This window comes from Okeania sp. SIO1H4 (assembly GCF_010672695.1).
In the GTDB taxonomy this organism is placed as follows: Bacteria; Cyanobacteriota; Cyanobacteriia; order Cyanobacteriales; family Microcoleaceae; genus Okeania; species Okeania hirsuta.
Window position 1 is genome coordinate 1 of sequence record NZ_JAAHGB010000086.1, and the last position, 23,424, is coordinate 23,424.

Genomic DNA, 23,424 nt, shown 5'->3' on the forward strand with positions numbered 1-23,424 from the left:
AATGCCGATCATTTTTAGCTTGGCTATTGACCATTTATTTTACGATCGCGATCACACTTCTGAGTATTCTATCTCAGGAAGAAGGCATTGCTTCTACTGGTCACTTATTTCTGCCATCCTGCACTAGGGGTGGCAATCTATAGCAATGAGCGCTCAGGTATTAACAACTTAGTAGCTCAAAGTGCAGTAAGGGAAAAGGTTTACAAAAAATAATGTGTAAATATGCCAGAGCACATTGCTATACATATTAGACAGAAAATTTAAGGTTAATTAAGAAATGCGGTTGGCTTGACCGTGAATGCCTGTGGACGGACTGCTGCCGACAGTGACCGTAGAAGCAGGAAGTAAACATTAAAATATCACCCTATGTGAGGTTTTATATCGGTTTTATTCATCATCAAAACTAGACAAAAACAAAAGATGAACAACTACAAGACGACTTTTCATGCTAACCTCAGCCTAACTGAGGGACATCCTGAGGATACATATTACTTTTTTGCAGGGGGGAAACGCTATCCTTTAAACCTCCACGACGATGAATCTCGAAGGCAAGCCAAAGCGGCAGCTCCCCATTTAGCGGAGATTGCTGATGAGGAACTTACCCACTATACTGCAGAACCTGTCACTGTTTCCAGTGAAATGACCACCCGCGTTCACATCGGTCGCTATGACAGCGATGGCATTAAAATTGTACATTTGGCCAGTATGCACATTCCCGAACCCGATGCTAATGTAGAGTCAGCTCCCATAGAGGGTATCCCTTGGGAAAATTTCCGTATGCATCACCATAAAAACTCTAATTTAGTGGTGGTTTAGATTTGTCGAACAACAACAGCTTTACCGCACTTGAACGCTTAGACTTGAGTAACAACAATCTTAGTGGTGATTTAGACTTGTGGAACAACAACAAGCTGTTTAACTTGAACGTGGAAAATAACAAGCTAACAAGAGTTACGCTTTCAGCGGATGTCAAACCGTTAGAGTTGAATCTTTCTCGTAACCAACTGTCAGAATTTAATATCAGCTCATATGAGGATTTGATCTCTGCAGATTTATCGGATAACAATCTTACCAGCATCGGTGATTTATCTAAAAGTAACTGTAATGGTGACGATGATGATTATTATGGTGATTGCTACCTAACCGAGCTTTTCCTCGACAACAACAAACTAAAAACTATTGGCAGTGTTTCCGATTTAGTGACGAATGGAAATCTCCAAAAATTGTCCTTGAGAGGCAATACTGGTTTTCAATGTTCATCTCTCGGACTTTCTACGGAGAAAGACGTTTATAAAAATAGTGGTTGCCCTCTAAAGTAAAGTTTAATCTATCCAGGGCTAATCTATCTCAATCGTTTAGATGGATTAGCTCTGATGATTGTCTGCGATACTTTCGGTTTCTAATCTAAACATTTCATTAGACATCTCCGATAATCAAAAATAAAATCAATTATCCTACATAAATTATCAATTATTTCCCCCTACTCCCTACTCCCTACTCCCTACTGCAGATGTCTATTGATTGTGAGGTTATTTAACCGGATTTGATATTACTCATTATATTGAATCCGATAAATTCGATTATTCATCTCTTCAGTAAACAATAAACTCCCATCCGGCAAAACCTCTAAACCAGTTGGGCGACCCCAAGTAGTTTCCTCTGAAATATCCATAAAACCTGTCAAAAAGTCTCGATATTCTCCAGTGGAATTACCATTTTCATCAAAGGGTACAAAAACTAATTTATAACCTGTGGGTTCCTGACGATTCCAACTACCTCTAAATGCCACAAATGCTCCATTTTGATATTCTTCAGGGAAAGTTTCTCCATCATAAAATTGCATTCCTAAAGGAGCAGAATGAGCTTGAAATAATACATCAGGTGTTTGAGTTTCAGCTACTAAATTCTGATTTTCTCCTGCTCTTCTAGGGTCTTCCAAATTAGGTGAGAAATAAGCATAAGGCCAACCATAAAATTCACCTGATTCTAATCCGGTTAAATAATCAGGAACTAAATCATCTCCTAACCCATCCCGTTCATTGACAGTGGTAAAAAGTTGATTTGTAATTGGATGAAAATCTAAACCCACAGGATTTCTTAAACCAAAAGCAAAAGTTTGTTGATTAGAACCATCTAAATTCATTACTTGAACTGATGCTCTGGGTAATGGTTCTACAGATACATTTGAGAGGGAACCAATAGAAACAAAAAGTTGATTATTGGGAGAAATTGCTAAGTTTCTAGTCCAATGACCTCCTGTTGGTAAATCGGCTATTTTTTCACCAGTACCATTAATTTCTAAATCCCCAATCTTGTAGGGATATCGTACTACTGAATCTGTGTTTCCTACATAGAAATAATCTTCGGTAAATGCCATGCCAAAAGGTTGATTTAATCCATTTTCTGCATCGGCAAAAACTTGATAAAAATCGACATTACCATCCCCATCTGTATCGCGTAATAAACGTATTTGATTGAGTGGAGTTTCTGTTACTAATACATCTCCTGTAGGAGTAACTTCTAACCAACGAGGTCTTTCTAAATTTTCGGCAAAAACATTAACAGTAAATCCATCGGGTACTTGCAAAATTGGATGATCGGGAACCGGAATAATATTGGCAGGATTAGAAGCACTATCACTGGCAAAAGGTATGGGTAATGAGTCTAGAGAAATACGGATATTTTCTGATAATAATGTTTGAGTTGATAGAAAGCTGCTGTTGCGGTTGTCATTAGATTCTATATCGAGAGAAAAAAAGCTATTGCTGTCTAATTCGGCAGGTAAAATACCTAAAACTCTACCTATAATTTTTTCCGACTGCCTAATTTTTATCAAAGTATCATTACCTCCAGTTATAGCAGTTTCTATTGTTAAATCATTAACTGTTAAACCTGAAGTTAAACCAAAGCGATCGCCTACTTCAAAATCTGTAATTACATCTGCTTCTTCTGAAAGTACAAAAATATCTGCACCTGTTCCTCCAGTCAAAGTATCTATTCCTAAATCTCCATACAAAGTATCATTTCCCGTACCACCAATCAGAAAATCACTTTCTTTTCCTCCTCTTAATAAATCGTTTCCTCCATCGCCATAAATCTCATCATTTCCTAAATTTCCACTCAGGAAATCATCATTATCCCCACCAAAAATTAAGTCTAAATTTTTACCACCAAATATCCTATCGTTTCCTTGATTTCCGTTGATCGTATCATTGTCTTGATTGCCATTAATAATTTCTGCATTTATAGCTCCAATAATTGAGTCATTGCCACTTAAACCAAGTAGACCACCAGGCAAATTGACAAGTAATCCTGGAGTTAGCTGAAAGTTGTCAGATTCAGAGGTTAATTCATAAAAACCGTCGGGAGTTTGCCCACTCATTTTTTTGGATTTAGTTAAGTTTTTTCTATTTGATAGCAGGGAACAGACCGAATAATTAATAATTAATAATTAATCATTAAATAATTCTGGTTTAAAGCCTCCCCTTTTAAGGGGAAAAAAGAAATAATATTTCCTTATATTCAATTCCGTAACGGTTCTAACCAGAGGTAATGATCAATTATCCATTATCCATTATCAATTAATGAACTTCTTTCTTCCCTCCTGACTCCTGACTCCTGACTCCTGACTCCTTCGTCTTAAGTTTTTATTTTGGCATTGAAGAAATACCTTTAAATAATAATATTAATCCCCCAATTAAAATTGCTACTGCTAAACCACCGCTCAGTAAATCAAGCCAACCACTATTTTCCATAATTAAAGTCAATTAAATTCTTAACAAATCTTATACCATACCTATTTTGTTACAGTCAATACTGAATTGACTAATAATCATTAAAATTTTATTTAATTTACTGATTTTTATGAGAATTTGAGTAAATTATGTATACCATAGTATCTATAATATTTTTAGAAAATATTTAAAAAAAAATATATAACAAGTCTGATGAAGAAGCAGTACAAATTCCTATTAAGTATTAAATTTACTAATTTTTTTCTATGAGTTATTGCCTCAACTTACATTGCCAACAACCTCAAAATCCCAAGGATGTAGAATTTTGCCAAACTTGCGGTTCAAAATTGTTACTGCGAGGACATTACCAAGTAATTAAACCTATTGGCAATGGCAGCTTTGGCAGAACTTTTTTAGCAGTGGATTTAGATAGATTTAATACATCCTGCGTAGTCAAACAATTTTTTCCACAAAATCACAACTTAATCTCTACTGAAAAAGCATCAGAATTATTTAAAAGAGAAGCAGAGCAACTATTAAAATTGGGAGAAAATCCTCAAATCCCCACTTTATATGCTTACTTTCAAGAGCAAGAAAATCTTTATTTAGTAGAACAATTTATCCCCGGAAAAACTCTACTACAAGAATTAGAAGAACAAGGAGAATTTAGCGAAAATAAAATCTGGGAAATATTATTAGAACTATTGCCATTATTAAAATTTATTCACGAAGAAAAAGTAATTCATAGAGATATAAAACCAGAAAACATATTACGATTTAATACTTCAAAATCACCAGAAAAACAAAAACATAAATTAGTCTTAATAGATTTTGGCGTTGCCAAACAAAATAGTCAATATTTTGCGAGTGAAATTGGTACTATCACTGGTACATTAGGATATGCTCCAATAGAACAAATACGCGGAGGTAAAGCATATCCAGCTAGTGACCTCTACAGTTTAGGTATGACCTGTATTCACTTGCTAACTCAAATAGCACCTAACCAACTATTTGACCCATTTAGTGGAGAATTAATCTGGCGATCGCATCTAGTTCAACAAGGAAGAGAAATTAGCGATCGCCTAGAAAAAGTCTTAGATAAATTAGTCAAAGACCTAGTAAAAGAAAGATATCAATCAGCTACAGAATTACTAACAGAAATTTCCCATAAATCAACTCCTAATATTCACCCAAAAACTCATATTTATCAAGTAGAAAAAAAATCTTTAGAAGAAATACAAAAAACTCAAGAAGAGCCGGAGAAAGTACCTCATATCAGTATAATTGTACAAGCAGAAGTAGAAGCATGGAAAAACAGACAAAATGTAGCAGAATCAAATGAATATAAGCGGGGAAAAATATTTCATAACAACATCAATAGTCACTATCAAAGCACTCAAAAATTATCAGAAGAACCACATCTTAACTATCAATCAAAACCACTGAATAACGTCATAGAATTTGAAAAGAAAAAAGCAAATTTATCTTCAACAAAAACAAAAATTAGAAACTATTTAAAACTCTCTCAGTTATGGAAAAGTGTACAAATTATCCAAGAGCATAACGTTTCTATAAACACCATAGCTATCAGTCCCCACGGTTTTACTTTAATAACTGGCAGCGATGACAAAATAATTAGACTATGGAATCTCAAAACAGGACAACTTTTGCATAAATTTTTAGGTCATACTGCCGAAGTATATACAATAGCTATTACCGCTGATGGTAGAAGAATATTCAGTGGTGGAGATGATAGAACAATATTAGCTTGGAACTTACAGAAAAAAACAATTGCAGACAGATTTTATAGCCATTTAGGTTATCCTTATAGTCATCGGGGTGGTGCTATTTTGTCAGTAGCTATTAGTCCAGATAATGAAACCGTAATAAGTGGCAGTGCTGACCATACAATTAAACTTTGGAATCAACGTAATGGAGAATTACTTTGCAAATTACATGAACACTTAGATAAAGTTTTCTGTGTCACTTATGCCAAAGTTAATAATACTGATACCGCAAAAAATCATCCTCAAAATCACATTTTTGCTAGTAGTAGTGCTGACAGTTCCATCAAAATTTGGCAAGCAGGAACCTGTGTCAGTCTGAAAACTTTGAGGGGACATTCTGGAGGAGTATATTCAATTGCTTTTACTTCAGATGCTCAAGCGATCGCAAGTGGTGGTGCAGATCGAACTATAAAACTCTGGGATGTTCGCACAGGTGAGTTACTGAATATATTCAAAGGTCATTCTCGTGCAGTTTTATCTGTTGCTATTACTCCCGATAGTCAAATTCTTGCTAGTGGAAGTCTAGATGGTACGGTTAAATTGTGGAATTTGCAGACAGGAAAATTATTAGATAGTCTTTGTGGTTATCATCCAGTGCAATTTACTTCAGATGGTAAAACTCTAGTTAGTGGAGGTGAAGGAGGTCGGATTTTAATTTGGAAGCTATAGTAATATCATGTCCACTTGCTCTCTTTCTAAGTGTTGTTTGTCTCCACTTACCATTACTGTGTAGGACTACCAAATTTTCGATAGTCCTGCATGGTAATGGTAGGATACATATTTTTTAATTTCTCCCACACTCCTCATCTCCCCATCTCCCACACTCCCCATCTCCCCAAACTCTCGGTGCTTCCTTTACCATTACTATGCACCACCACCAAATTTTCTAGGGTTGATTTATGCTTTTTTACTTCATTTTCTATATTTTCTCTTAAGAATATTTCTTGTTGTAAGATTTTATTTTGAGATTGGAGTTGTTTTTTTAATGAAAATATTTGCAAATGCAACTTTATTTCTGTTAAAAATTCATCTACTTGTATGGGCATATTAATATTATCGAAGTTCTCAATATTTAATCTCTTAATTTGATTGATTTCATTGTGTGTGTTTCCCATAAAAATTATCGGAATATTTTTTGTTAATTTTGAGCTTTGCAAAGATTGGCAAGTCTGCCATTGCTCTTTTTCCAATGATCAATTTATTAATATTAGGTCTACTGATATATTTTGTAATGTATTTAAAAATTTTTCTCTTCTATTAGCTACTATAAACTCATAGTTATTGTCTTTCAATAACCTAGATAATAACTTGAGGTTACTATCATTATTATCTACGATACAAATTACAGCTTCCGGATATACTTCTTGCAAATTATTCATTTTTATAAAAATCTATGAAATTAGTAAGTATGAAATATATTTCATACAAAACATAAAAATTAAAAAAACCTCTTGCCAGTTTTTGGGATAATTATATCCCTGTATATTTCAACAGCATAAATTTTCCTTCCCCACCTAATCAAGGTAAAATTTTGGCTGAAGAATCAAGCAAGAGGTTAAACTTTTAGATGCTCCTGATGTACTAACTCCCTAGATATTTCCTACGCTCCGACTAAGGAGTGGATTGTAGGAAAGCTAAACTCACTTACAAAGGTTTTTAATTCTCTTTGTAAAAGTTCAGAGTGTGTTTGTACTCTTGTATGATAAAACTTTTTTCCTCAAATGCAACTGGGTTATTACAATAGCCCTATTTTATTCATTGTGAAGAGAGCAATAAATAGGTAATGTTTAATATTCAAGTTAAACCAACAGTAAAATTACTATATATAGCTATAGCTGAAAAGACTACTCTTAATTTAGTACTTGTAACCATAAAACCACTGTAGTGCCACTATTAATTATGGCATTTTGCTGTTGTAAATCATGGGACAACCACTGAGGAACTACAGGAGAATATACTTGAATTTTGCCTTTCATTATATGTATTAAATCAAGAGCGATCGCTAATCCTAATCCTGTGCCTGGAATGTCCGTTTTAGCTTTTTCACCCCGATAGTTTCGTTCAAATAAATGTTCTAAATCTTGTGCTGGAATACCATAACCTGTATCGCTAATAGCTATTGCTAGCATTCCTTCTATTTCATGTTTGACTGATTGATAATCATCTGTTTGTGGAGCTGAAGTTGTCAACTTAATATAAATATTTCCCCCTGCAGGAGTATACTTCAAAGCATTATCAATAATATTACTTAAAACTTCTCGCAAAGCTTTATTATTAGCTTGGACTATAGGTAAATTCTCAGGAAAATCGACTTCTAAATCTATATGACGTTCATCGGCAATTGCTTTTGCAGAAACTAATAAAGGTTCCAAAATATCTTCTACTGAAACTGACTCTAAGAAATTAGACTCTGGCAAAAGTGGTAATGATTTGAATTCTTTATTAGCTTCTGTATAATAATCTATTACATTGTCATTTTTAGTTGTAGTTTGAGGATACTCGCTTTGCCCAGAAATACTCAAAATTTCTTCCCCAACCTCGACAGTGTCATCAATTTGTTCTATCAACTCTCTGAGGCGATCGCCTTCCCGTAAAATACTATTAGCAATATTCCTGCTTTTATCTTCTGGCAACAATCTTTTCAGCAATAACTTACCAAAAGTTCGTAGTGCAGTTAATGGACTTTTCAACTGATGCAATATGTCGTGTATTATATCATACTGCTGGGCTTGTAGCTTTTGCTGTTGCTGAAATTGTTCCTTTAACCATTGAGAACGTTGATCTAATATACAAGCTATGGCAATAGTATGGGCTACTTGTTGAATTTGATTTTTTTCACCTTGATTCCATGGCCTACCTTCTCTTACTGTTACCAGTAATCCTATTACTACTCCATCATGGATTAAAGGTAAAACAATTTGACGTTGTTGCCAAGGATGACTTTCTGGCCATTTAGGATCTGACTCTGTTGTGCCAGTGCTTGGTTCTAAGAGCCAAGTATTTGTCCCTGTAGTTAAGGTTGTTGCTGATAGTTTCGGAAGATCGCCTAATATTTGTATTTCTGAGGTTGTTTTGAAAACTGAAGTAGCTTCCCCATTCTCAAACTTTTCTGGGTATGCAATAATGGGAATTAGTTTAGCTTCATCTCCTTCTACTAATTTTTCTGTCAAGTAAACTATACTTAAACATGCACCCCAACTAGATACAAGGGCTATTTGTGATCTGCAAAGTCTAATAAATTCTGTACTGGTTGGCATTAGCATTGGAGCTATTTGTGGGACTTTCCACTAGATATGGACTTTTTTGGGACTCTAAATATCTCAGAATTTTATAAGCTATCTTCATCAAAGTGTATATTTTGTATCAAAATATTAAAAACACTTGAGTTTTTCAACTAAAATTTATATAATCTTATCAAATTTGGTAGCCATAACTACACCCATCGGCTAACACAGGAGGTAAGGAAATTGGCTAGAAGACGTAAGCGCAAAAGTCGTCGTAGACAAGAAGGACGCAGGATTCTTGAGCAAGTGGCTCAGTATAGTATTGAAAGTGGTGAAGATAAACCAGTCACTGCAGCCCGTAAATTTATTCATGCCCAAGGTATTGTTCCCCCTGCTGTACTTTTAGTTAGAAGGAATGAGCATACTACGGATCGATACTTTTGGGCTGAAAAAGGTTTATTTGGAGCTCAGTACGTTGAAGAAAATCACTTCTTGTTTCCTAGTTTAAAGGTTTTGACTGAAGCTAAGACACCTGACAAAAAGCAAATATTTAGTTCTACTCCAAATATAATTAAAGTGTAAGGACATCATTAATTTAATGTTTTTTACGGGCAAATCAAGAATGTCCTTGATTTTTGATGACCACCAACAAATATTAACTTCTACTGAAATATTTAGTAGGTGAGTGGGTAATACTGAACTCGTACTCCCAGCTCATTTAATTTAGTAGTATTTGGTCACAGATTTTATAGCCTTATGTGCTCAATTAACTAGGATTTAAAGCTTCCATCTGCCAATGGACTTAAATCCTAAGTTTTTTTTTGAATCTCTCCCGTTATAACTTTTGGTTTGAGCGGGAAATTATTGTTTTACTGATTTTTAACTAGGTTAAACCAACATATTTGATTGACCTTTGTTCAAATCATCCCCACAATATACTTGCTTTCTTTTTGACGATCTGGTATACACTACAGCTACTCATCTTAGTTAATCACTCGATCAGTTGACCAAATGGATTGCGACAACCTTGACAATGACCGAAATCCTATAGCAATACTATTGGTAGCTGATCAAAATAATTTATCTTAATAACTGTTTATACTTATAACTTGATTATTGGTATGGTTTCAAGTTTATAGCTGTTTGTAAAGCTGTTAATTCGTCTCTATGAGCTGTGACAGAAATTAAACTTTTGACCCCAGAATCCTCAGTCAATATTCCTTCTAACTTTAGAGACACTTGTTCTGGTCGTTTAGACTTTTGCCAATAAAAAATACCTGCTAAAGGAGATGCTAGCACTAGCCATAGATAGTATTGGCCATATTCAGGAACTAACATTGATAAAGCCAAGCCAAAACATAAACAACCTATTGCAGCTAATAGGGTCAAGAAAAATGCCAAAAACAAACTCGGTCGAACTACTCCTTCAAATATTAGTTGATTCTCAGCTGCATTAGCACTAACAATTCGGTAGGCCCGATAGCTAAAATATTCTTTTAGCTGCTGTAAAAGTGAATCAGCTTCCCGATCGGCTATCAGTTTGAGGTTCTTAGTCCTATTTTTTACTGATGCTTTGATAAAAAAAACTAGACCAATGCTAGATAGAAGCGTCAGTACAAATGACGATACTAAAGCTGTATTATTCATACAATTTTAAATTTGAATGGTTTTTTTATGTGTTCTCTTTTACATAAGTTTACAACAAAAAAAAAGACTAGCTGCTTTGTGACAAATATCAGCTAGGATTTATACTTCTATTTAGATTTTATAGCTGAAAAATTGGCACAAAAATATTCTCAATGGGAGTCTTAGCCAAAATCAGCATCAAAATTGTCCTCACCTGCCTAATCTATTTACATAGTTGATGGTTGAATTTGAGGCCGAATATGACCATTATTAGTATATTCGTACCATAGTTGGGCTAAATCTGTAGCTTGAGAACGCCATTGAGGGATAACTTGATACATTCTCCGTGGACGCCCTCTTCCTTCTACTTTTTTCCAATAGCCAATAATTGTGCTTTGATCCTCAAGAAATTTCAGAGCGCCGTATAATACTGTGTCAGAAAGTCGATAAATAGGGTAGTCCCTTTCTAATTGGCCAATAAGCTCAGTTCCGTAAGAGTCTCTTTGTAACAACACAGATAGGATATAGCACACTGCTAATTCTTTGTTTAGATAGACCGGAGGGGGACTTTGAAAAAATTGATAAATGTCCTCAAAAGAAGTCATCTGAATTTATCCACTCACTCTATCTTCCAATCTATCGTGCAAACCATTAGGTGACCACTCATTAGACTTCTTCTATTAAGTAAGTCAAAAGTTAAAAGTCAAAAGCCAAATAAATTGAGGATTTGTGGATAGGAATTTATTTGACTGTCAATTTTGCAGGGGGTCTATTTATTTCCCTTAGTAAATGCTATAAAAAATGCAGCAATTTTAGCAGATTAGTAGTGTAGAAGTTTAAGAAAGACATAAATTTACTATTTCTTAGGTTGGATTTATACCTAACATAGCTTGTAGAGTTAAGACTAGAAAAACAAATGTCCCGATGATTAGACCGATCAGAGCGATCGCCGTAACAGGTTTATTTAATAGTGGCTTAAGTTGATCGAATAGAAAAAAGAATATTCCGAGGGTAATAGTAATAAAGTATCGTGGGTAGCGAGAGACATTGTTGAAGAAATCTTGCATTGTTTTGTTTGATAAAATTTTAACTCTATAGCAGGGAACAGGGAGCAGGGAACAGGTAACAGTGGGAAAATAATTTCTCTCTCTGTCTAAGATTGATCATCAATCTATGCCCTAACCAACTCGTTCCTTGCTATGTACAATATTAGTTTAATATCTAATTAGGGTTTGCTGAAAAAGTCTTATGGGTGAGGGTAGGAGACAACCCACCCCTAACCCCTCCCCTCCTGGGAGGGGAAGACAGGAGAAAAGGGTCGGGAGCGAGGAAGTAGGAGCTAAGTTTTGTCCCTTGATTTTTCTGCCCAACTATGCGCCTAAAATACGCTCCTTTTTGAGCGTGAAGAGCTGAAAACCAGGTACTTTTTAAAGGCAAAAAAAAGACTAAAACCTTTATCTGTAAAGACTTTTAGATTTAATCAGCAAGCCCTAATTAGTCAATTTGTGACCATATCCAATCTATCCAGCTTTTTACAGTAGAAGCTCGTCTTTCTCTAGTTTTATCTCCTATTTTTAGATGATTTTCAGACAAAAGTTGGATTATTTGTTTTTTTGAGGGAATATGGGCAATTTCTAAGGATAGTTTAAAAGCTTGATTAAATACTTCGTGTTCCAATATTTTTTCGATGAGCTTTAAATATTTAAGTTTATGTCGTTGACAAAAAATATCTTTGGCTTGGTTTGTTAGTGTAAAAGTTTTTTCCTGTTTTGTTATTAGCTCTAAATATTTTCCTGCGCTTGTATAATAATAAGTTTGTCTCTCATCAAATTGATAATTTTCTGTAATTTCATCTGAAGTTAAATCATTTTCTAATAGTAGTGAAATTAAGTCTATTAATCTTTCAAATTTATTGGCTTGTGGAAATGGAATCTTTGGCGGTTCAGGAATTATTTTGATCTGATCTAATAGGAATTCTATGTCGCTTATTTGTATTTTCTCTGAAGCAATTACATAATTTTTATTTTCTACCAAGGTGATAGAATTATAGTCTGATATATCTACAAATTCATAAATAAAAAAACTGAAAATGTCGTTAGAGTAAGTCATTAATACTGGTACAACTCTCTTACTGATTTTTTTTGACCACAATCTATATGGATAATAGAGTTGTCTAATTAAAAAATCCTCAACCTTATAGTTTTTAGCTTCGATTAAAATCAAACGATCGTCAGTTTCAAAACCTGCATCTATTTCACACTGAGAGTTAGCAACATTAATTGAATATGATTGATTATTAATAGAATTTTTAATGTAAAAATCAAAAGTTCCAGTAGACATTCTGCCAGAAACGGTAAATTTAGTTTTTGAGTTAACTAAATCATCAATGATACCTATGTTAAATACACAAAGTAATGCCGAACTTTCAGAATATAAATTAGTGTAATCTATCGTTTCTATTTCTCTGGGAAACTGCCAAGGAATACTTTCAAATTTGGAGTTATATTTGACTGGTAAGTGTATATTAAAGTGACCAATAATATATTGAGAACGAGAAATTGGTAAAATAGATAGACAATTCTCTTTAAATATTTCTGGTAAGTTAACAACATGGTCAAATTTTGCCATGAGTCTGCTTTCTCGTTCCTGATTAATTTGAGATGCTTCTATTTTGAATAAGCCATTTTTATTTACCTCTTCTAAGATTTGATATTTTTCAAATAACTTTTTCCATGCTACGTCATTTTTAGTCATACCTAATTTATCTCAGTCTGGTAGCATCAGTATTGTAAGGTAAGGGTCATTTTAGTTATCAGTTATCTATTTATCAGTACCTCTGCAATAAGGAGGCTTGAAATAAGGAATAGTCTCTTTTTTCTTGTTCAATGGTCGGCCAGCGAGGAGACCCGTTCTTGCAGACCCGTTCCGAAGTACGCCATCCCACCCTACGGGAAGCTCCGAAGATCGACCGCTTTTTATCCCTTTAAAAAGGGAGGCGCATACCCACAATTTTTCGGTAAGGAAGAAAGCTGAGGCGGGGCATCTTGCCACTCAACTAGGAGATAGGGAAGAAGGCTGAAAAGCTTGAAAAATTTTACTTAAATTTCCTGTAGACATTCAAGCTTGGGTTTACACAAATGATAACAACGAACATGATATGAAAAGTTAGTAAATTGACTCAAAAAAAGGTCTAAATCATATTTTTTTTATCTTTCATTTGTTCACATTTTTTAGCTTTTTTTATCCCTGGATAATTAATGGGTTTATTCCTTTTATTTTTTTGTTTTCATCAAGTTTATTTTCCATGGATATTGGGAGATATTCCGACAATTATAATATATTTAGATTAAATCAAAGGTGGTAAACTTGGCAAAATCAAGTCAATTAATTATAGGTATCAGTCCTAAATTTCAAAAAATTAGTTATGCTATTGTTCATCTGATATAGTAACTTTAATACTTTAATTTTTTTCAATTTATTCCCAATATAAAATCCTATGAATTAATGTTATTAGTGAAACCTATCCCACTATTTTTAACAGACTTATTTGTTAAAGTAAAATGTGTTTGAAAAACTTAATTTTTCATTTTTAACTCTCAAAATATTTATGGTTTTTAGCAAAAATCTTATTACTGGTATAGGTTCCACTATGTCAAGATAAAAATGACAGGTATGTTAAAATTGAGGAGCCGATCAAGCAAAATTTTTGAGAGTTTATCATGGTGACAATTTTTTGCCCTGAAGATAGGTCATAATAATCAAGTTGAGTTTAAACTATCCTTTCCATTCGTAATGTCTAGTTTCTTATGACTTTTGTCAATTATTACCCCCATGATTCTGGAAAAGTACGTTTGATAAACTAAAAATTGGCTTGACTATTTTGTTTAGACTAGGATAGTTTACAAACTTTTGTAAATTTAGTTGAGAAGTATTTTAGCATTAGGTGGACATGAAAAGTAGGACAGACGACAAAATAATTGTTCGGGAATATTTCAATTCCACTGGTTTTGAGCGGTGGCAAAGAATTTATGGAGAAGGCCAAGTAAATAAAGTACAATTAGATATTAGAAAAGGACATCAACAAACCGTTGATAACGTTCTCAGTTGGCTACAAGAAGATGGGAATTTATCCGGTTTATCAATTTGCGATGCAGGTTGTGGAGTTGGTAGTTTGAGTATTCCCTTGGCAAAAGCTGGAGCAGTTATCTATGGTAGTGACATATCAGAAAAGATGATCGCCGAAGCATATCAACGTGCTAAGTCTAGTTTAATTAGTATGGGTAACGTTAATTTTGTTGCTCAAGATTTAGAAACTTTAAGTGGTAAATATCATACAGTTATTTGTTTGGATGTGCTGATACATTATCCTCAAGAAAAAGTTGCAGATATGATTAATCATTTGATTTCTTTAGCAGAATCTAGACTTATTATTAGCTTTGCACCAAAAACTTTAGCTTTAAGTTTATTGAAAAAAGTAGGTGAGTTATTTCCTGGACCAAGTAAAACTACTCGCGCTTATCAGCATCGTGAAGCTGATATTATCAAAATTATAGAAAGTAATGGTTTTTCTATCCAAAGACAAGCAATGAACAGCACTAGCTTCTACTACTCTCGTTTACTGGAAGCTACTCGTTAGTAATTTCAATAATTGTTAAAGAAGATTGAAATTGGTACTTAATGTACTAAAAATAAATATAGTATAACTACATTTATAACTAAAATTTGAATTAACCTAAGAGTTATTTAGATTTGATATTCTCCATTGACTGTGACAAATAAGTTATATAGCTTAAATGCTCAACTGCTTAATATTAAATAACAACTATATTAGGAATATTATAAATATTTTGAGAAAAGTAGTGAAGATAAAAATAGATAAAAATTAGGGTTAATGTGATCAAAATAATTGGGTCGCGCCACCCCGCCTTTTAAGGCGAAATGTTTTTAGAGGCTTGCTCAAATCCCCTTTACAAAAACAACTTCTGACTTATGATTTCGTTAAAATGACACAGGAGTAAAAAATTAATGACTAGAATTTTTTTAGTAATAGCATCTATTCTAGGAGGTTTGTCTGTAGTCGCTGGTTCTTTTGCTTCTCATGCTTTGAAAGAAAAGTTTAGTCAATACTTTCTAGACATTTTTCAGACAGGTGCTCGTTTACAAATGTACCATTCCTTAGCTTTGTTAATGGTGGCTTTTTTATTAACTATTGAAGAGTTACCTCAAGGATTAATGGTGGCGGCTGGCTATGCTTTTATTATTGGGATAGCAATTTTTTCTGGGAGCTTATATGCTTTAAGTCTGACAGGAATTAAATGGTTAGGAGCTATTACGCCCATAGGTGGAATTGCCTTGATTATTGGATGGGGGTGTATGGCAGTCGCTGGTTGGAACTTAAAACTATAAAAATTGATTATTTTGATTATTTATAGAAATATTTAAAGATATTCAAGTCAAAAAATCAGCAAATAATGAACAATATTTTGCCAAAAGTTTTAAAGAAGACAACTTCGAGCTATAGTGTAGTAAACCAAAGCTATACAAATCTGGGTATCTGGCTTCTGTGAGTTACTGCCTTAATCCCAACTGCCCCAATCCGTCTGACCCATTAAATGCTGGTAAACGCATTTGTTGTCAATGTGGCTCACAATTGTTGCTGCAAAATCGGTATCGCGTGATTAAGCCCCTTGGGGGGGGAGGTTTTGGGAAAACTTATTTAGTAGATGATCAAGGTGTAAAAAAAGTTCTAAAAGTATTACTGAAAAGTCATCCAAAAGCTGTATCTCTGTTTCAGCAGGAAGCACAAGTACTAATCAGTTTACGAAACCCTGGGATTCCGAAGATAGAAAAAGATGGTTATTTTACATTTTTCCCAGAAAATAGTGATGAATCTATACACTGCCTCGTAATGGAATTTATTGGTGGTGCAAATTTACAGGATTGGATGAAAAGTCGTCGCCATAGACCAATAAATCAAGCTCAAGCAGTAGATTGGCTGACACAATTATCGGAAATATTGGAAAAAGTTCATCAGCAAAATTATTTCCATAGAGATATTAAGCCCCACAACATCATGCGTAGACTAAATGGCCAATTGGTGTTAATAGATTTTGGTACTGTCAGAGAGGTATCTGAAACTTACTTAGTCAAAGTAGGTCAGGGGGAAAATGTTACAGGTATTGTCTCACCAGGATATACTGCCCCAGAGCAAACAAATGGCAAAGCTGTTCCTCAATCAGATTTTTTTGCTCTAGGGCGGACTTTTGTCTATTTATTAACAGGTAAACCCCCCACGGCCTTTCCAGAAAATCCTCGTTCGGGAAAATTGCAATGGCGAAAATATGCTCCTCACATATCAAAGAGGTTGGCAGATATAGTTGATTATTTGATGGCTCCTTTCCCAGGAAATAGACCTCAAACTCCAGCCATGATTTTGCAGTGCCTAGCAGAAATTGATACCGGAGATAGTTCTGGTAAAGAAAATTATCGAATGCCTTCCCCTTCTAAGCAGACTAAACGAGGCCAAGAAAACACTAAATTGCCAACAGACCAAACTCAAACAAGAAGTTTATCTAGAACAAAATTCAAGACAAAAATATCCCGTAATCAGTCAAACATTAAATTAAAAAATAATCTGATAATCGGGTTAACAATGTTGCTATTGGCAGTAGCAACCTCTCAATTTTATGGCTTTTGGCGCTATAGAATTTTTCCTGCAGATCCAATCCTATTGTTACGAGGGTTGAATAGTAGTCGATTTTTGCAGACTACCTTAAATGGTTATTTAGGACCAGTAAATGCGATCGCTCTGACACCAGATGGTCAAATTCTTGCTACAAGTAGCTCTAATACAATTAAAATTTGGAACCTCAAGACTGAGGAATTAAAAAATAACATTGCAGATGCTCATACAGCTCAAGTAACTACTCTAGCAATTAGTCCTAGTGGTCAAATATTAGTAAGTGGTAGTGCCGATCAAACTATCAAATTTTGGGATCTAGGAGTAGGTAAATTAATAGATACAATTCTGGCTCATCAAGGCCAAGCAAAGGCAGTGGCCATTAGTCCTGATGGACAGACATTAGCAAGTGTTGGTAGTGATCGATTAATGAAATTGTGGAATATCCAAACAAGTAGTCGAATGCTTACCTGGATACCAGATCAAGAACATGAAGTAAATACTTTAGCTTTTAGCCGAGATGGGACTATTTTAGTTAGTGGTAGTAATGACGGAACCATTAGACTGTGGAACGTTAGTACGGGTATTCGTAGACAAACTCTAGAGGGACATACCAAGGCAGTTAGTACGGTCGTTATCAGTCCAGATAATCAAACTTTAGCTAGTGGAAGTGAAGATGGAACTATTATACTATGGAATTTAAACACAGGGGAAAAAGAAAGTGTAATTAAACCAAATATAGCTGCAGTCAAATCTATTGTTTTCACTCCTGATCAGCAAAAAATAGTAGCTGCCGGTGAAAATATTACTATTTGGGATCTAATTACAGAGGAGAAATTACAAACATTGATTGGTCATTCTGAATCAATAAGTTCTCTTGCTATTACTCCTGATGGTAAAACCTTAGTTAGTGGAAGTGCAGATCAAACTATTAAGGTCTGGCGAATACCATAATATTCTGTCCGCTGATTTAATCACTTAACTTCCTGGGTCGGAACTGCTTCCCTCTAAGATTGGGAGTCTTAAACGAACCTGTTAAAATAGATAAAAACTTTCTCTTTTCTTCTTTGGTTGATTTATCTTCCCTGTTTCCTGTTTCCGTTTATTTAGTAAGTGTTCAACCAGAAATAATATTATAGCAGGAGAAAGAAGGAAGAAGGAAGAAGGAAGAAGGAAAAACCTTGCGTTGTCTGAGTGTTAAGCTTTTGATATGTCCGCGCCCTTTGCTTCGACTGCTATAACTAGAAAAATTTTACTCTACAGACTGAACTAACACAAAAAGCAAAAGTAGGAAAAAAAGATGATTTCTTATTTACCCTACTTTCTTTGTTTTGCTTAGTCAATTCAGGTTTTAGTAATATTCTAAAACCTAAATTGAGTCCTGATAGTTCCTACCCAGAGAGTTTCATTATCCTCAATGTGATTAGGATTAGTAATCACAAACAAACCAGGAGTAATCGCAATATTGTCGTTCATTTGGAAGCGATAGAATACTTCAATGTGTATAGATGTATCTGGGTCTTTTAAATCATCATCATCACCACCATCAGTAATAATTGGTGGTACACCAACAATGATACCTCCTAAACTACCGTCCCTGAATAGATCTGGAAAAGCTAAGGTCAAAGCGCCAGTGATGATAGTGATATCATCATCATCACTATCATCTTCAGGACGAGCAAATGAGGCACCAGCCCAACCACCTATTTGAAACCAATCCTTAACTTTCCATTGAGCTTCAAAGTTGAGGTTGTCTGCTGTACTTCTTCTGTCATTAAAAGGATCTCTGGCCAGAAAACTACCAGTACTTCCGGTTAAGTTCAAATCTCCTTTCGGATGATATGCACGCAAATAACCTAGTTGAAAAGATATTTTATCATTTGGCTCAATTGTAACCTGGCCAAATCCACTAAACCCACCATTAAAAAGACCTCTACCTTCTTGAGGGTCTTCCGAATCTGGTACAGCATAACCTATAGTCATCTCAATCGCATCACTGAAAGCATAGGCAAATTTCATACCCGCATCAGAAGGAGCACGATAGAAAGTAGGGGTGAAGCGTCCAAACCTAGAAAAAGAACCAGCACCACTACTTTGAAAAGGATTAATAGGTGCCACAAAGTCATCAATACCATAGCCATTAGCAGCTATCTCTATTTGTGCTTTATTGTTGAGTAAAGGAAAACGATAGGCCAGTTTATTGAGAGTCACATCATCATCTAGATCGTCATCTGTAGATAGACGAGTCATCAAACTATTTGTCAAATCTCGAGCGCTATAGTTAGGAACGTTACGAGCTTGTAAACGAGTTCTCAAGCGATCTTTACCTGTAAAACTGGTATCAAAAATTAAACGAACCCGATAAGAAAGAGTCGCCTCTGTTCGATCCTCGTCACTCCGTGGTAGTCCACGTCCCCCAGCTTTTTCTCCAAAGGTATCACTCAACCAAAATAAAATTTCACCACCCAGTTTGGTAGTTGTTGAGAATTGATTGGCTTCCAGCTCCTCCGTTCTAGCTTCCAGAGCATCAACACGGCCACGCAACTCAGCTAATTCTGTAGCAAACTCTTCTTGCAGTCTCTGTAATACTGCCAAATCATCACGAGTCACTAAATCTGCTGTTGCTGCTGCGACTAATTCTGTAATTCGATCCAAACAAGCATTTAGACCAGCAGCAAACTCATAACGGGTCATCGCCCGATTACCTTTGTAAGTACCATCTGGATAACCAGCAATACAACCATAACGTTCTACTAAAGATTGCAAAGCTTGAAAAGCCCAATCAGTGGGTTGGACATCTGATAATTGAGTCACAGATGTTACTTGTCCCATGGGATCTACTTGTTCTAACTCTGCTCCAGGAATCTTCAGGGAAGGATCTTTTAGATTTTGTAATCTAGTATCTCCTGGTATTTCTACTTCTTCTGAGGAGGTATCACCTTGTGATTCTGTGGGCAGTTCAGATGAAGTAGTTGAATAGTTAGTTGTATTTGTATTAACATCTTGAGCATTAGCCAGTTGTTCTACAGAAACCTGATTTGCTAAAGCAGAATTAGCTATTAGTAAAGTGGCGATACTGAATACACCAGAAGTCTGTTTTAGAACATTCAGGGTAATTTTTGTCATTTTGCTCTCCTCACACCTTTTTATAACCAATGAACAACCCTACTGTTTAGAGTAGATTTTACTATTGATTGTTCCAATTTATTTTCTTAACAGAAGTCTTAGTGTTAGCTAAGTTTAATCTGGTTTAATCTGGAGATAGATATCTAAAATTATTTAGCATTAGAGAATTAAGGGCTTCAATGCTCTAAAATATGGCATAAACAAATAGAATATTTTTCTCCATAAAATTATTCCTAGTAGTTTTTACACAAAACTTATCCTGAAAAAAGACAAGTTAAGTATCGCCCTTGAGTGTAACAACAATTTAGATATTAGATAAATATGTCTAAACTTCACTAGAACTATCAGTAGACTCAAAGTATTTCTGAATAATTAGATACAGTAGACATAGTTACCTTTTTTTACCAAGAAGGTTAGCACCTCTTACGCAATAGTGCAACTATCTTGAATGTAATATTTGATTTATTTTATTTTTCTGCCTATTGTTCCAGGAGTATGACTAGGTAATACCAGACATGATATTTTTTTACTCTACAAAGTCAAAAGCTAATTTAGTTCAATCTATACAGTTTTTCTTCAAGTCCTGAAATAGTCGCCGGAGCATAAGGGCCACAGTTCGAGACCTGACTAGGTTAATAAACTTTTTACCCTTGGTCGAGTCTTTTTGAAGTTACTGTTTGTAATGCTCAAACTTGGCCACTATCTCCAAGCCTACTCTAGACGTTAGTCTTTTTCCATCGACCACGGTCAGACACCATAGATGTAGTTCCTTCGTGCCTAATGATGATCTAGCAGCGCTAAAGCGTTCTATGTCCCTTGATGACCTTGTCTGCTGATGACCTTTCCTCACTGCCAAAACCTAAACACGCACTCTCACTTTCAAACCGACTTAATGGGTAACAACGGATTAACAGCATCGCACGAGCTAACGGCGTAAGTTACATCTGGATGTCAATGAGGCCACTGGAGAGATTGTTAGCTGACCCGCCAATTCATCTCCGTTAATAATGCCAATTCCTCAGTTGAGAGATCACCCAGATTATTACTCGTAAGAATTAGGATTTGGTCCATACCAAAGATAAATTTCCTGAGTACAAATTAATTCATTCTCAGGTATGCCAGGATTGCATTAAACGGGTAAAACTAGCTTTTGATAGGTGGTTTAAAGCAGATAAAAACGGGCAGCGATTAGGCAAACCAAGGTTTAATGGAATTGGTCGTTATCGTAGTTTTACTTATCCTCAAATCAAACAAGATTGTCTGGAAGGAAACAAGATTAATTTACCCAAAATTGGCCTGGTAAAATTAATTCAACATCGACGATTACCAGATGGTTTTCACTCCTTTATCTGCTACGATTAGCCGTAAAGCTGATGGGTATTATGTAATAATACTTTGGAGGATAAATCAGTTCCTACGTTTAATTCTGATGTTAAACCCACAACAGAAAACACCCTAGGCATTGAGATGGGATTAAAAGATTTCTTGGTAACAAGCCATGGAGGATCAGTTCCAATTCCTCAATACTATCGCTCATCTCAAAAGCGATTAAAAACTCTACAGAAACGTTGATCTCTTAAAAAGAAAGGTAGTAAAAGATGGTTCAAAGCTCTTCTAGCTGTAGCCAAACAACATAAAAAGGTCGCCGATCAACGTAAAGACTTTCATTTTAAAACAGCCAATGAATTGTGATCAAAAGCGGATGTTATTGCCCATGAAAACTTAAACATAAAAGGACTAGCAAAGACCCGTTTGAGTAAATCAATTAACGATGCGATTTGGGGGACAATTCCTAACTATTTTGACTGTCAAAATGGATATCATCCTCAAAAAATTATGGAGGAGTTGAAAAAAGTTGCTCCGGCAATTCTGACGAATATTCCCTTGAAACTGTCGCCTAAACCATTAAAAGCTCAAAAGAATCAACAAGGCAAAACAGGATTTGTACCCGTCACAGCTAGGTGGGTGATAGAAAGAACCAATTCCTGGATGGAAAGATGTAATACCAATTTCAAAAAATATTGTTACAATAGAATAGGTATAAAATTATTAAGCGATCGCCACAGAGTAGTTGCGATCGCTTAACTACCAAAAACCAAAATAACCATATAAAAACTACCCATACTTGCTATAGAGTCAGGAGAGGTTTCAATTGCTGATTAATCAGGTTGTTCAGGAAAAAATTTATAAATTGCGATGGAAAACTTGCAGAACTTTAATGCCTAGAAAATAGTCATATAAATGCAATTGAACATTACTGCAGTCACAAAATAAGGAATAGGGAAGTAGATTACGAAAATCGAAAAAAAAGGCTAAAATTTAAGAATATATGCCAGATATCAACTAGGTGACTGTAGGCATAAACTATGTATTAAGATGTCAAACCTAGAAGTAAATTATGGATGAAATTCCAGCCTTTAATAAAGCCTTTAAAATGACATCCCATCCCCCTAGAGATTCTATTGTCTGTGAAGTTAATCCTGTAATTATAGATGTCAACCTTTTCCTGAGCTGCTCTAAATTATCAAATATTTCCCATTTTAATTTTCTTTTTATTTCTAACCATAACCTTTCGATAGGGTTTAATTCTGGAGAGTAAGGAGGTTGAAATAAAAAAATTATGTTCTCAGGAATTGACATATTTAAACTTTGATGTAGAGGCCTATTGTCTAATTGAATAATATGTAAATCATCAGGATATTTTTCGGCAAATAACTCCAAATATTTTTCCATACACACTGTGTCGTTTAGGGCTAAATTCATAGAAAAAACTCTCTCCTGTTTTAGGTTCTATCAAGCCATAAAGCCACAAATACTTAAACAACCATTGGTGTTTCCCTATGGGTTTAATACCCATTCCTGTTAATAATTTACCAGTGATAGTTTTCAGGCCAATTCTTGTTTTCCTACGGAATGCTACGCAAACGTCTTCACACCAATATCTAATTTTCTCAGCTCTTAAATTTTGTTTTTCCTTAATTGTTATTTTTTTTAAGATTTTCTTTCTCTAGTTTTTTTTAACTCTTCAAATTCTTCTACATTTTGCTTAATGCTTAGGGGTCGTGGTACTTTCAGTTTACTTTTCAGCCGATATCTGACCAATTCATGTACTGTTCTATATTTATAGCAATGTGCGCTGGTATATTTACATACTACATACAAATCTATAATAGTATTACAGCGACTGTATGACCTATATTTTTCATAAATTACGCGATCGAACTCCGTGACGCTGTCGCGATCGCGTC

General features: G+C 34.9%; 19 protein-coding genes and 1 pseudogene. 10 read left to right on the forward strand and 10 right to left on the reverse strand.

The genetic code is table 11. The features are described from left to right. Positions 1 to 420: 420 nt before the first annotated feature. Both F6K06_RS29665 and F6K06_RS29670 read left to right on the forward strand, forming a co-directional pair. Positions 421 to 816 (forward strand): hypothetical protein, encoded by a 396-nt coding sequence (locus F6K06_RS29665; RefSeq protein WP_287244751.1) that lies wholly within the window; start codon positions 421 to 423, stop codon positions 814 to 816. A gap of 2 nt (positions 817 to 818) precedes the next feature. Beyond that, positions 819 to 1,319: a hypothetical protein gene (locus F6K06_RS29670; RefSeq protein ID WP_287244753.1), complete on the forward strand. Its 501-nt coding sequence runs from the start codon at positions 819 to 821 to the stop codon at positions 1,317 to 1,319. A 230-nt stretch (positions 1,320 to 1,549) separates the two neighbouring features. Here F6K06_RS29670 and F6K06_RS34370 read toward each other — a convergent pair whose 3' ends face one another. After that, positions 1,550 to 3,382, reverse strand: coding sequence for a PQQ-dependent sugar dehydrogenase (locus F6K06_RS34370; protein WP_353734914.1), 1,833 nt, complete (start codon positions 3,380 to 3,382; stop codon positions 1,550 to 1,552). A 618-nt stretch (positions 3,383 to 4,000) separates the two neighbouring features. On the opposite strand from F6K06_RS34370, the gene F6K06_RS29685 reads away from it, so the two are divergent. Next, the gene (locus F6K06_RS29685) at positions 4,001 to 6,190 is read left to right on the forward strand and encodes a serine/threonine-protein kinase (protein WP_287244756.1); all 2,190 of its coding nucleotides are present in this window, start codon (positions 4,001 to 4,003) and stop codon (positions 6,188 to 6,190) included. A gap of 134 nt (positions 6,191 to 6,324) precedes the next feature. On the opposite strand, the gene F6K06_RS29690 is transcribed toward F6K06_RS29685, so the two are convergent. Together F6K06_RS29690 and F6K06_RS29695 are read right to left on the reverse strand one after the other, a co-directional pair. After that, positions 6,325 to 6,711, reverse strand: a complete 387-nt coding sequence (locus tag F6K06_RS29690; RefSeq protein WP_124155041.1) for a hypothetical protein — start codon at positions 6,709 to 6,711, stop codon at positions 6,325 to 6,327. A 660-nt stretch (positions 6,712 to 7,371) separates the two neighbouring features. Then, positions 7,372 to 8,778 (reverse strand): GAF domain-containing sensor histidine kinase, encoded by a 1,407-nt coding sequence (locus tag F6K06_RS29695; protein WP_240039130.1) that lies wholly within the window; start codon positions 8,776 to 8,778, stop codon positions 7,372 to 7,374. Between the two features lie 210 nt (positions 8,779 to 8,988). Between F6K06_RS29695 and F6K06_RS29700 the strand changes: the two genes are divergently transcribed. Further along, a complete protein-coding gene (locus F6K06_RS29700; protein WP_124146716.1) occupies positions 8,989 to 9,327 on the forward strand; it encodes a DUF3155 domain-containing protein in 339 nt (112 codons plus the stop codon). A gap of 531 nt (positions 9,328 to 9,858) precedes the next feature. On the opposite strand, the gene F6K06_RS29705 is transcribed toward F6K06_RS29700, so the two are convergent. The 3 genes from F6K06_RS29705 to F6K06_RS29715 all read right to left on the reverse strand — a co-directional run bounded on the left by F6K06_RS29705 (position 9,859) and on the right by F6K06_RS29715 (position 11,438). Continuing rightward, complete coding sequence (locus tag F6K06_RS29705; protein ID WP_124146715.1) at positions 9,859 to 10,392, reverse strand: cofactor assembly of complex C subunit B; 534 nt, start codon at positions 10,390 to 10,392, stop codon at positions 9,859 to 9,861. Between the two features lie 206 nt (positions 10,393 to 10,598). Then, on the reverse strand, positions 10,599 to 10,976 hold the full coding sequence (locus F6K06_RS29710) for a PadR family transcriptional regulator (protein WP_124146714.1): 378 nt from the start codon (positions 10,974 to 10,976) through the stop codon (positions 10,599 to 10,601). Between the two features lie 258 nt (positions 10,977 to 11,234). After that, complete coding sequence (locus tag F6K06_RS29715) at positions 11,235 to 11,438, reverse strand: DUF751 family protein (protein ID WP_124146713.1); 204 nt, start codon at positions 11,436 to 11,438, stop codon at positions 11,235 to 11,237. A 181-nt stretch (positions 11,439 to 11,619) separates the two neighbouring features. On the opposite strand from F6K06_RS29715, the gene F6K06_RS29720 reads away from it, so the two are divergent. Further along, positions 11,620 to 11,784, forward strand: a complete 165-nt coding sequence (locus F6K06_RS29720) for a hypothetical protein (RefSeq protein WP_287288189.1) — start codon at positions 11,620 to 11,622, stop codon at positions 11,782 to 11,784. Between the two features lie 81 nt (positions 11,785 to 11,865). On the opposite strand, the gene F6K06_RS29725 is transcribed toward F6K06_RS29720, so the two are convergent. After that, the gene (locus tag F6K06_RS29725; RefSeq protein ID WP_124146712.1) at positions 11,866 to 13,125 is read right to left on the reverse strand and encodes a type II restriction enzyme; all 1,260 of its coding nucleotides are present in this window, start codon (positions 13,123 to 13,125) and stop codon (positions 11,866 to 11,868) included. A gap of 1,195 nt (positions 13,126 to 14,320) precedes the next feature. Between F6K06_RS29725 and bchM the strand changes: the two genes are divergently transcribed. From bchM to F6K06_RS29740, 3 genes are all read left to right on the forward strand, one after another. Further along, positions 14,321 to 15,007 carry a magnesium protoporphyrin IX methyltransferase gene (gene bchM / locus F6K06_RS29730; RefSeq protein WP_124146711.1) on the forward strand — a complete coding sequence of 229 codons (687 nt, stop codon included), beginning with the start codon at positions 14,321 to 14,323 and terminating at the stop codon, positions 15,005 to 15,007. A 389-nt stretch (positions 15,008 to 15,396) separates the two neighbouring features. Then, a complete protein-coding gene (locus tag F6K06_RS29735) occupies positions 15,397 to 15,777 on the forward strand; it encodes a DUF423 domain-containing protein (protein WP_124146710.1) in 381 nt (126 codons plus the stop codon). Between the two features lie 157 nt (positions 15,778 to 15,934). Next, positions 15,935 to 18,004, forward strand: a complete 2,070-nt coding sequence (locus F6K06_RS29740) for a serine/threonine-protein kinase (RefSeq protein WP_192901184.1) — start codon at positions 15,935 to 15,937, stop codon at positions 18,002 to 18,004. 408 nt (positions 18,005 to 18,412) lie between these two features. Here F6K06_RS29740 and F6K06_RS29745 read toward each other — a convergent pair whose 3' ends face one another. Beyond that, positions 18,413 to 20,176 (reverse strand): iron uptake porin, encoded by a 1,764-nt coding sequence (locus F6K06_RS29745; RefSeq protein ID WP_124146708.1) that lies wholly within the window; start codon positions 20,174 to 20,176, stop codon positions 18,413 to 18,415. Between the two features lie 1,062 nt (positions 20,177 to 21,238). Between F6K06_RS29745 and F6K06_RS29750 the strand changes: the two genes are divergently transcribed. Together F6K06_RS29750 and F6K06_RS29755 are read left to right on the forward strand one after the other, a co-directional pair. Further along, positions 21,239 to 21,538, forward strand: coding sequence for a hypothetical protein (locus F6K06_RS29750; protein ID WP_124146707.1), 300 nt, complete (start codon positions 21,239 to 21,241; stop codon positions 21,536 to 21,538). A gap of 390 nt (positions 21,539 to 21,928) precedes the next feature. Then, positions 21,929 to 22,261 (forward strand): transposase, encoded by a 333-nt coding sequence (locus F6K06_RS29755; RefSeq protein WP_205127669.1) that lies wholly within the window; start codon positions 21,929 to 21,931, stop codon positions 22,259 to 22,261. Positions 22,262 to 22,561: 300 nt separating this feature from the next. On the opposite strand, the gene F6K06_RS29760 is transcribed toward F6K06_RS29755, so the two are convergent. Continuing rightward, positions 22,562 to 22,939 (reverse strand): transposase, encoded by a 378-nt coding sequence (locus tag F6K06_RS29760; protein ID WP_124146706.1) that lies wholly within the window; start codon positions 22,937 to 22,939, stop codon positions 22,562 to 22,564. Between the two features lie 228 nt (positions 22,940 to 23,167). Further along, positions 23,168 to 23,424 (reverse strand): annotated as a pseudogene (locus F6K06_RS29765) (hypothetical protein); the annotation flags it as partial.

Excerpts from the sequence above, each read along its gene's own strand:
- F6K06_RS29665 (WP_287244751.1), top strand. The coding sequence starts at position 421 with ATGAACAACTACAAGACGACTTTTCATGCTAACCTCAGCCTAACTGAG.
- F6K06_RS34370 (WP_353734914.1), bottom strand. The coding sequence starts at position 3,382 with ATGAGTGGGCAAACTCCCGACGGTTTTTATGAATTAACCTCTGAATCT.
- F6K06_RS29685 (WP_287244756.1), top strand. The coding sequence starts at position 4,001 with ATGAGTTATTGCCTCAACTTACATTGCCAACAACCTCAAAATCCCAAG.
- F6K06_RS29695 (WP_240039130.1), bottom strand. The coding sequence starts at position 8,778 with ATGCCAACCAGTACAGAATTTATTAGACTTTGCAGATCACAAATAGCC.
- F6K06_RS29705 (WP_124146715.1), bottom strand. The coding sequence starts at position 10,392 with ATGAATAATACAGCTTTAGTATCGTCATTTGTACTGACGCTTCTATCT.
- F6K06_RS29710 (WP_124146714.1), bottom strand. The coding sequence starts at position 10,976 with ATGACTTCTTTTGAGGACATTTATCAATTTTTTCAAAGTCCCCCTCCG.
- F6K06_RS29715 (WP_124146713.1), bottom strand. The coding sequence starts at position 11,438 with ATGCAAGATTTCTTCAACAATGTCTCTCGCTACCCACGATACTTTATT.
- F6K06_RS29720 (WP_287288189.1), top strand. The coding sequence starts at position 11,620 with ATGGGTGAGGGTAGGAGACAACCCACCCCTAACCCCTCCCCTCCTGGG.
- F6K06_RS29725 (WP_124146712.1), bottom strand. The coding sequence starts at position 13,125 with ATGACTAAAAATGACGTAGCATGGAAAAAGTTATTTGAAAAATATCAA.
- bchM (WP_124146711.1), top strand. The coding sequence starts at position 14,321 with ATGAAAAGTAGGACAGACGACAAAATAATTGTTCGGGAATATTTCAAT.
- F6K06_RS29735 (WP_124146710.1), top strand. The coding sequence starts at position 15,397 with ATGACTAGAATTTTTTTAGTAATAGCATCTATTCTAGGAGGTTTGTCT.
- F6K06_RS29745 (WP_124146708.1), bottom strand. The coding sequence starts at position 20,176 with ATGACAAAAATTACCCTGAATGTTCTAAAACAGACTTCTGGTGTATTC.
- F6K06_RS29760 (WP_124146706.1), bottom strand. The coding sequence starts at position 22,939 with ATGAATTTAGCCCTAAACGACACAGTGTGTATGGAAAAATATTTGGAG.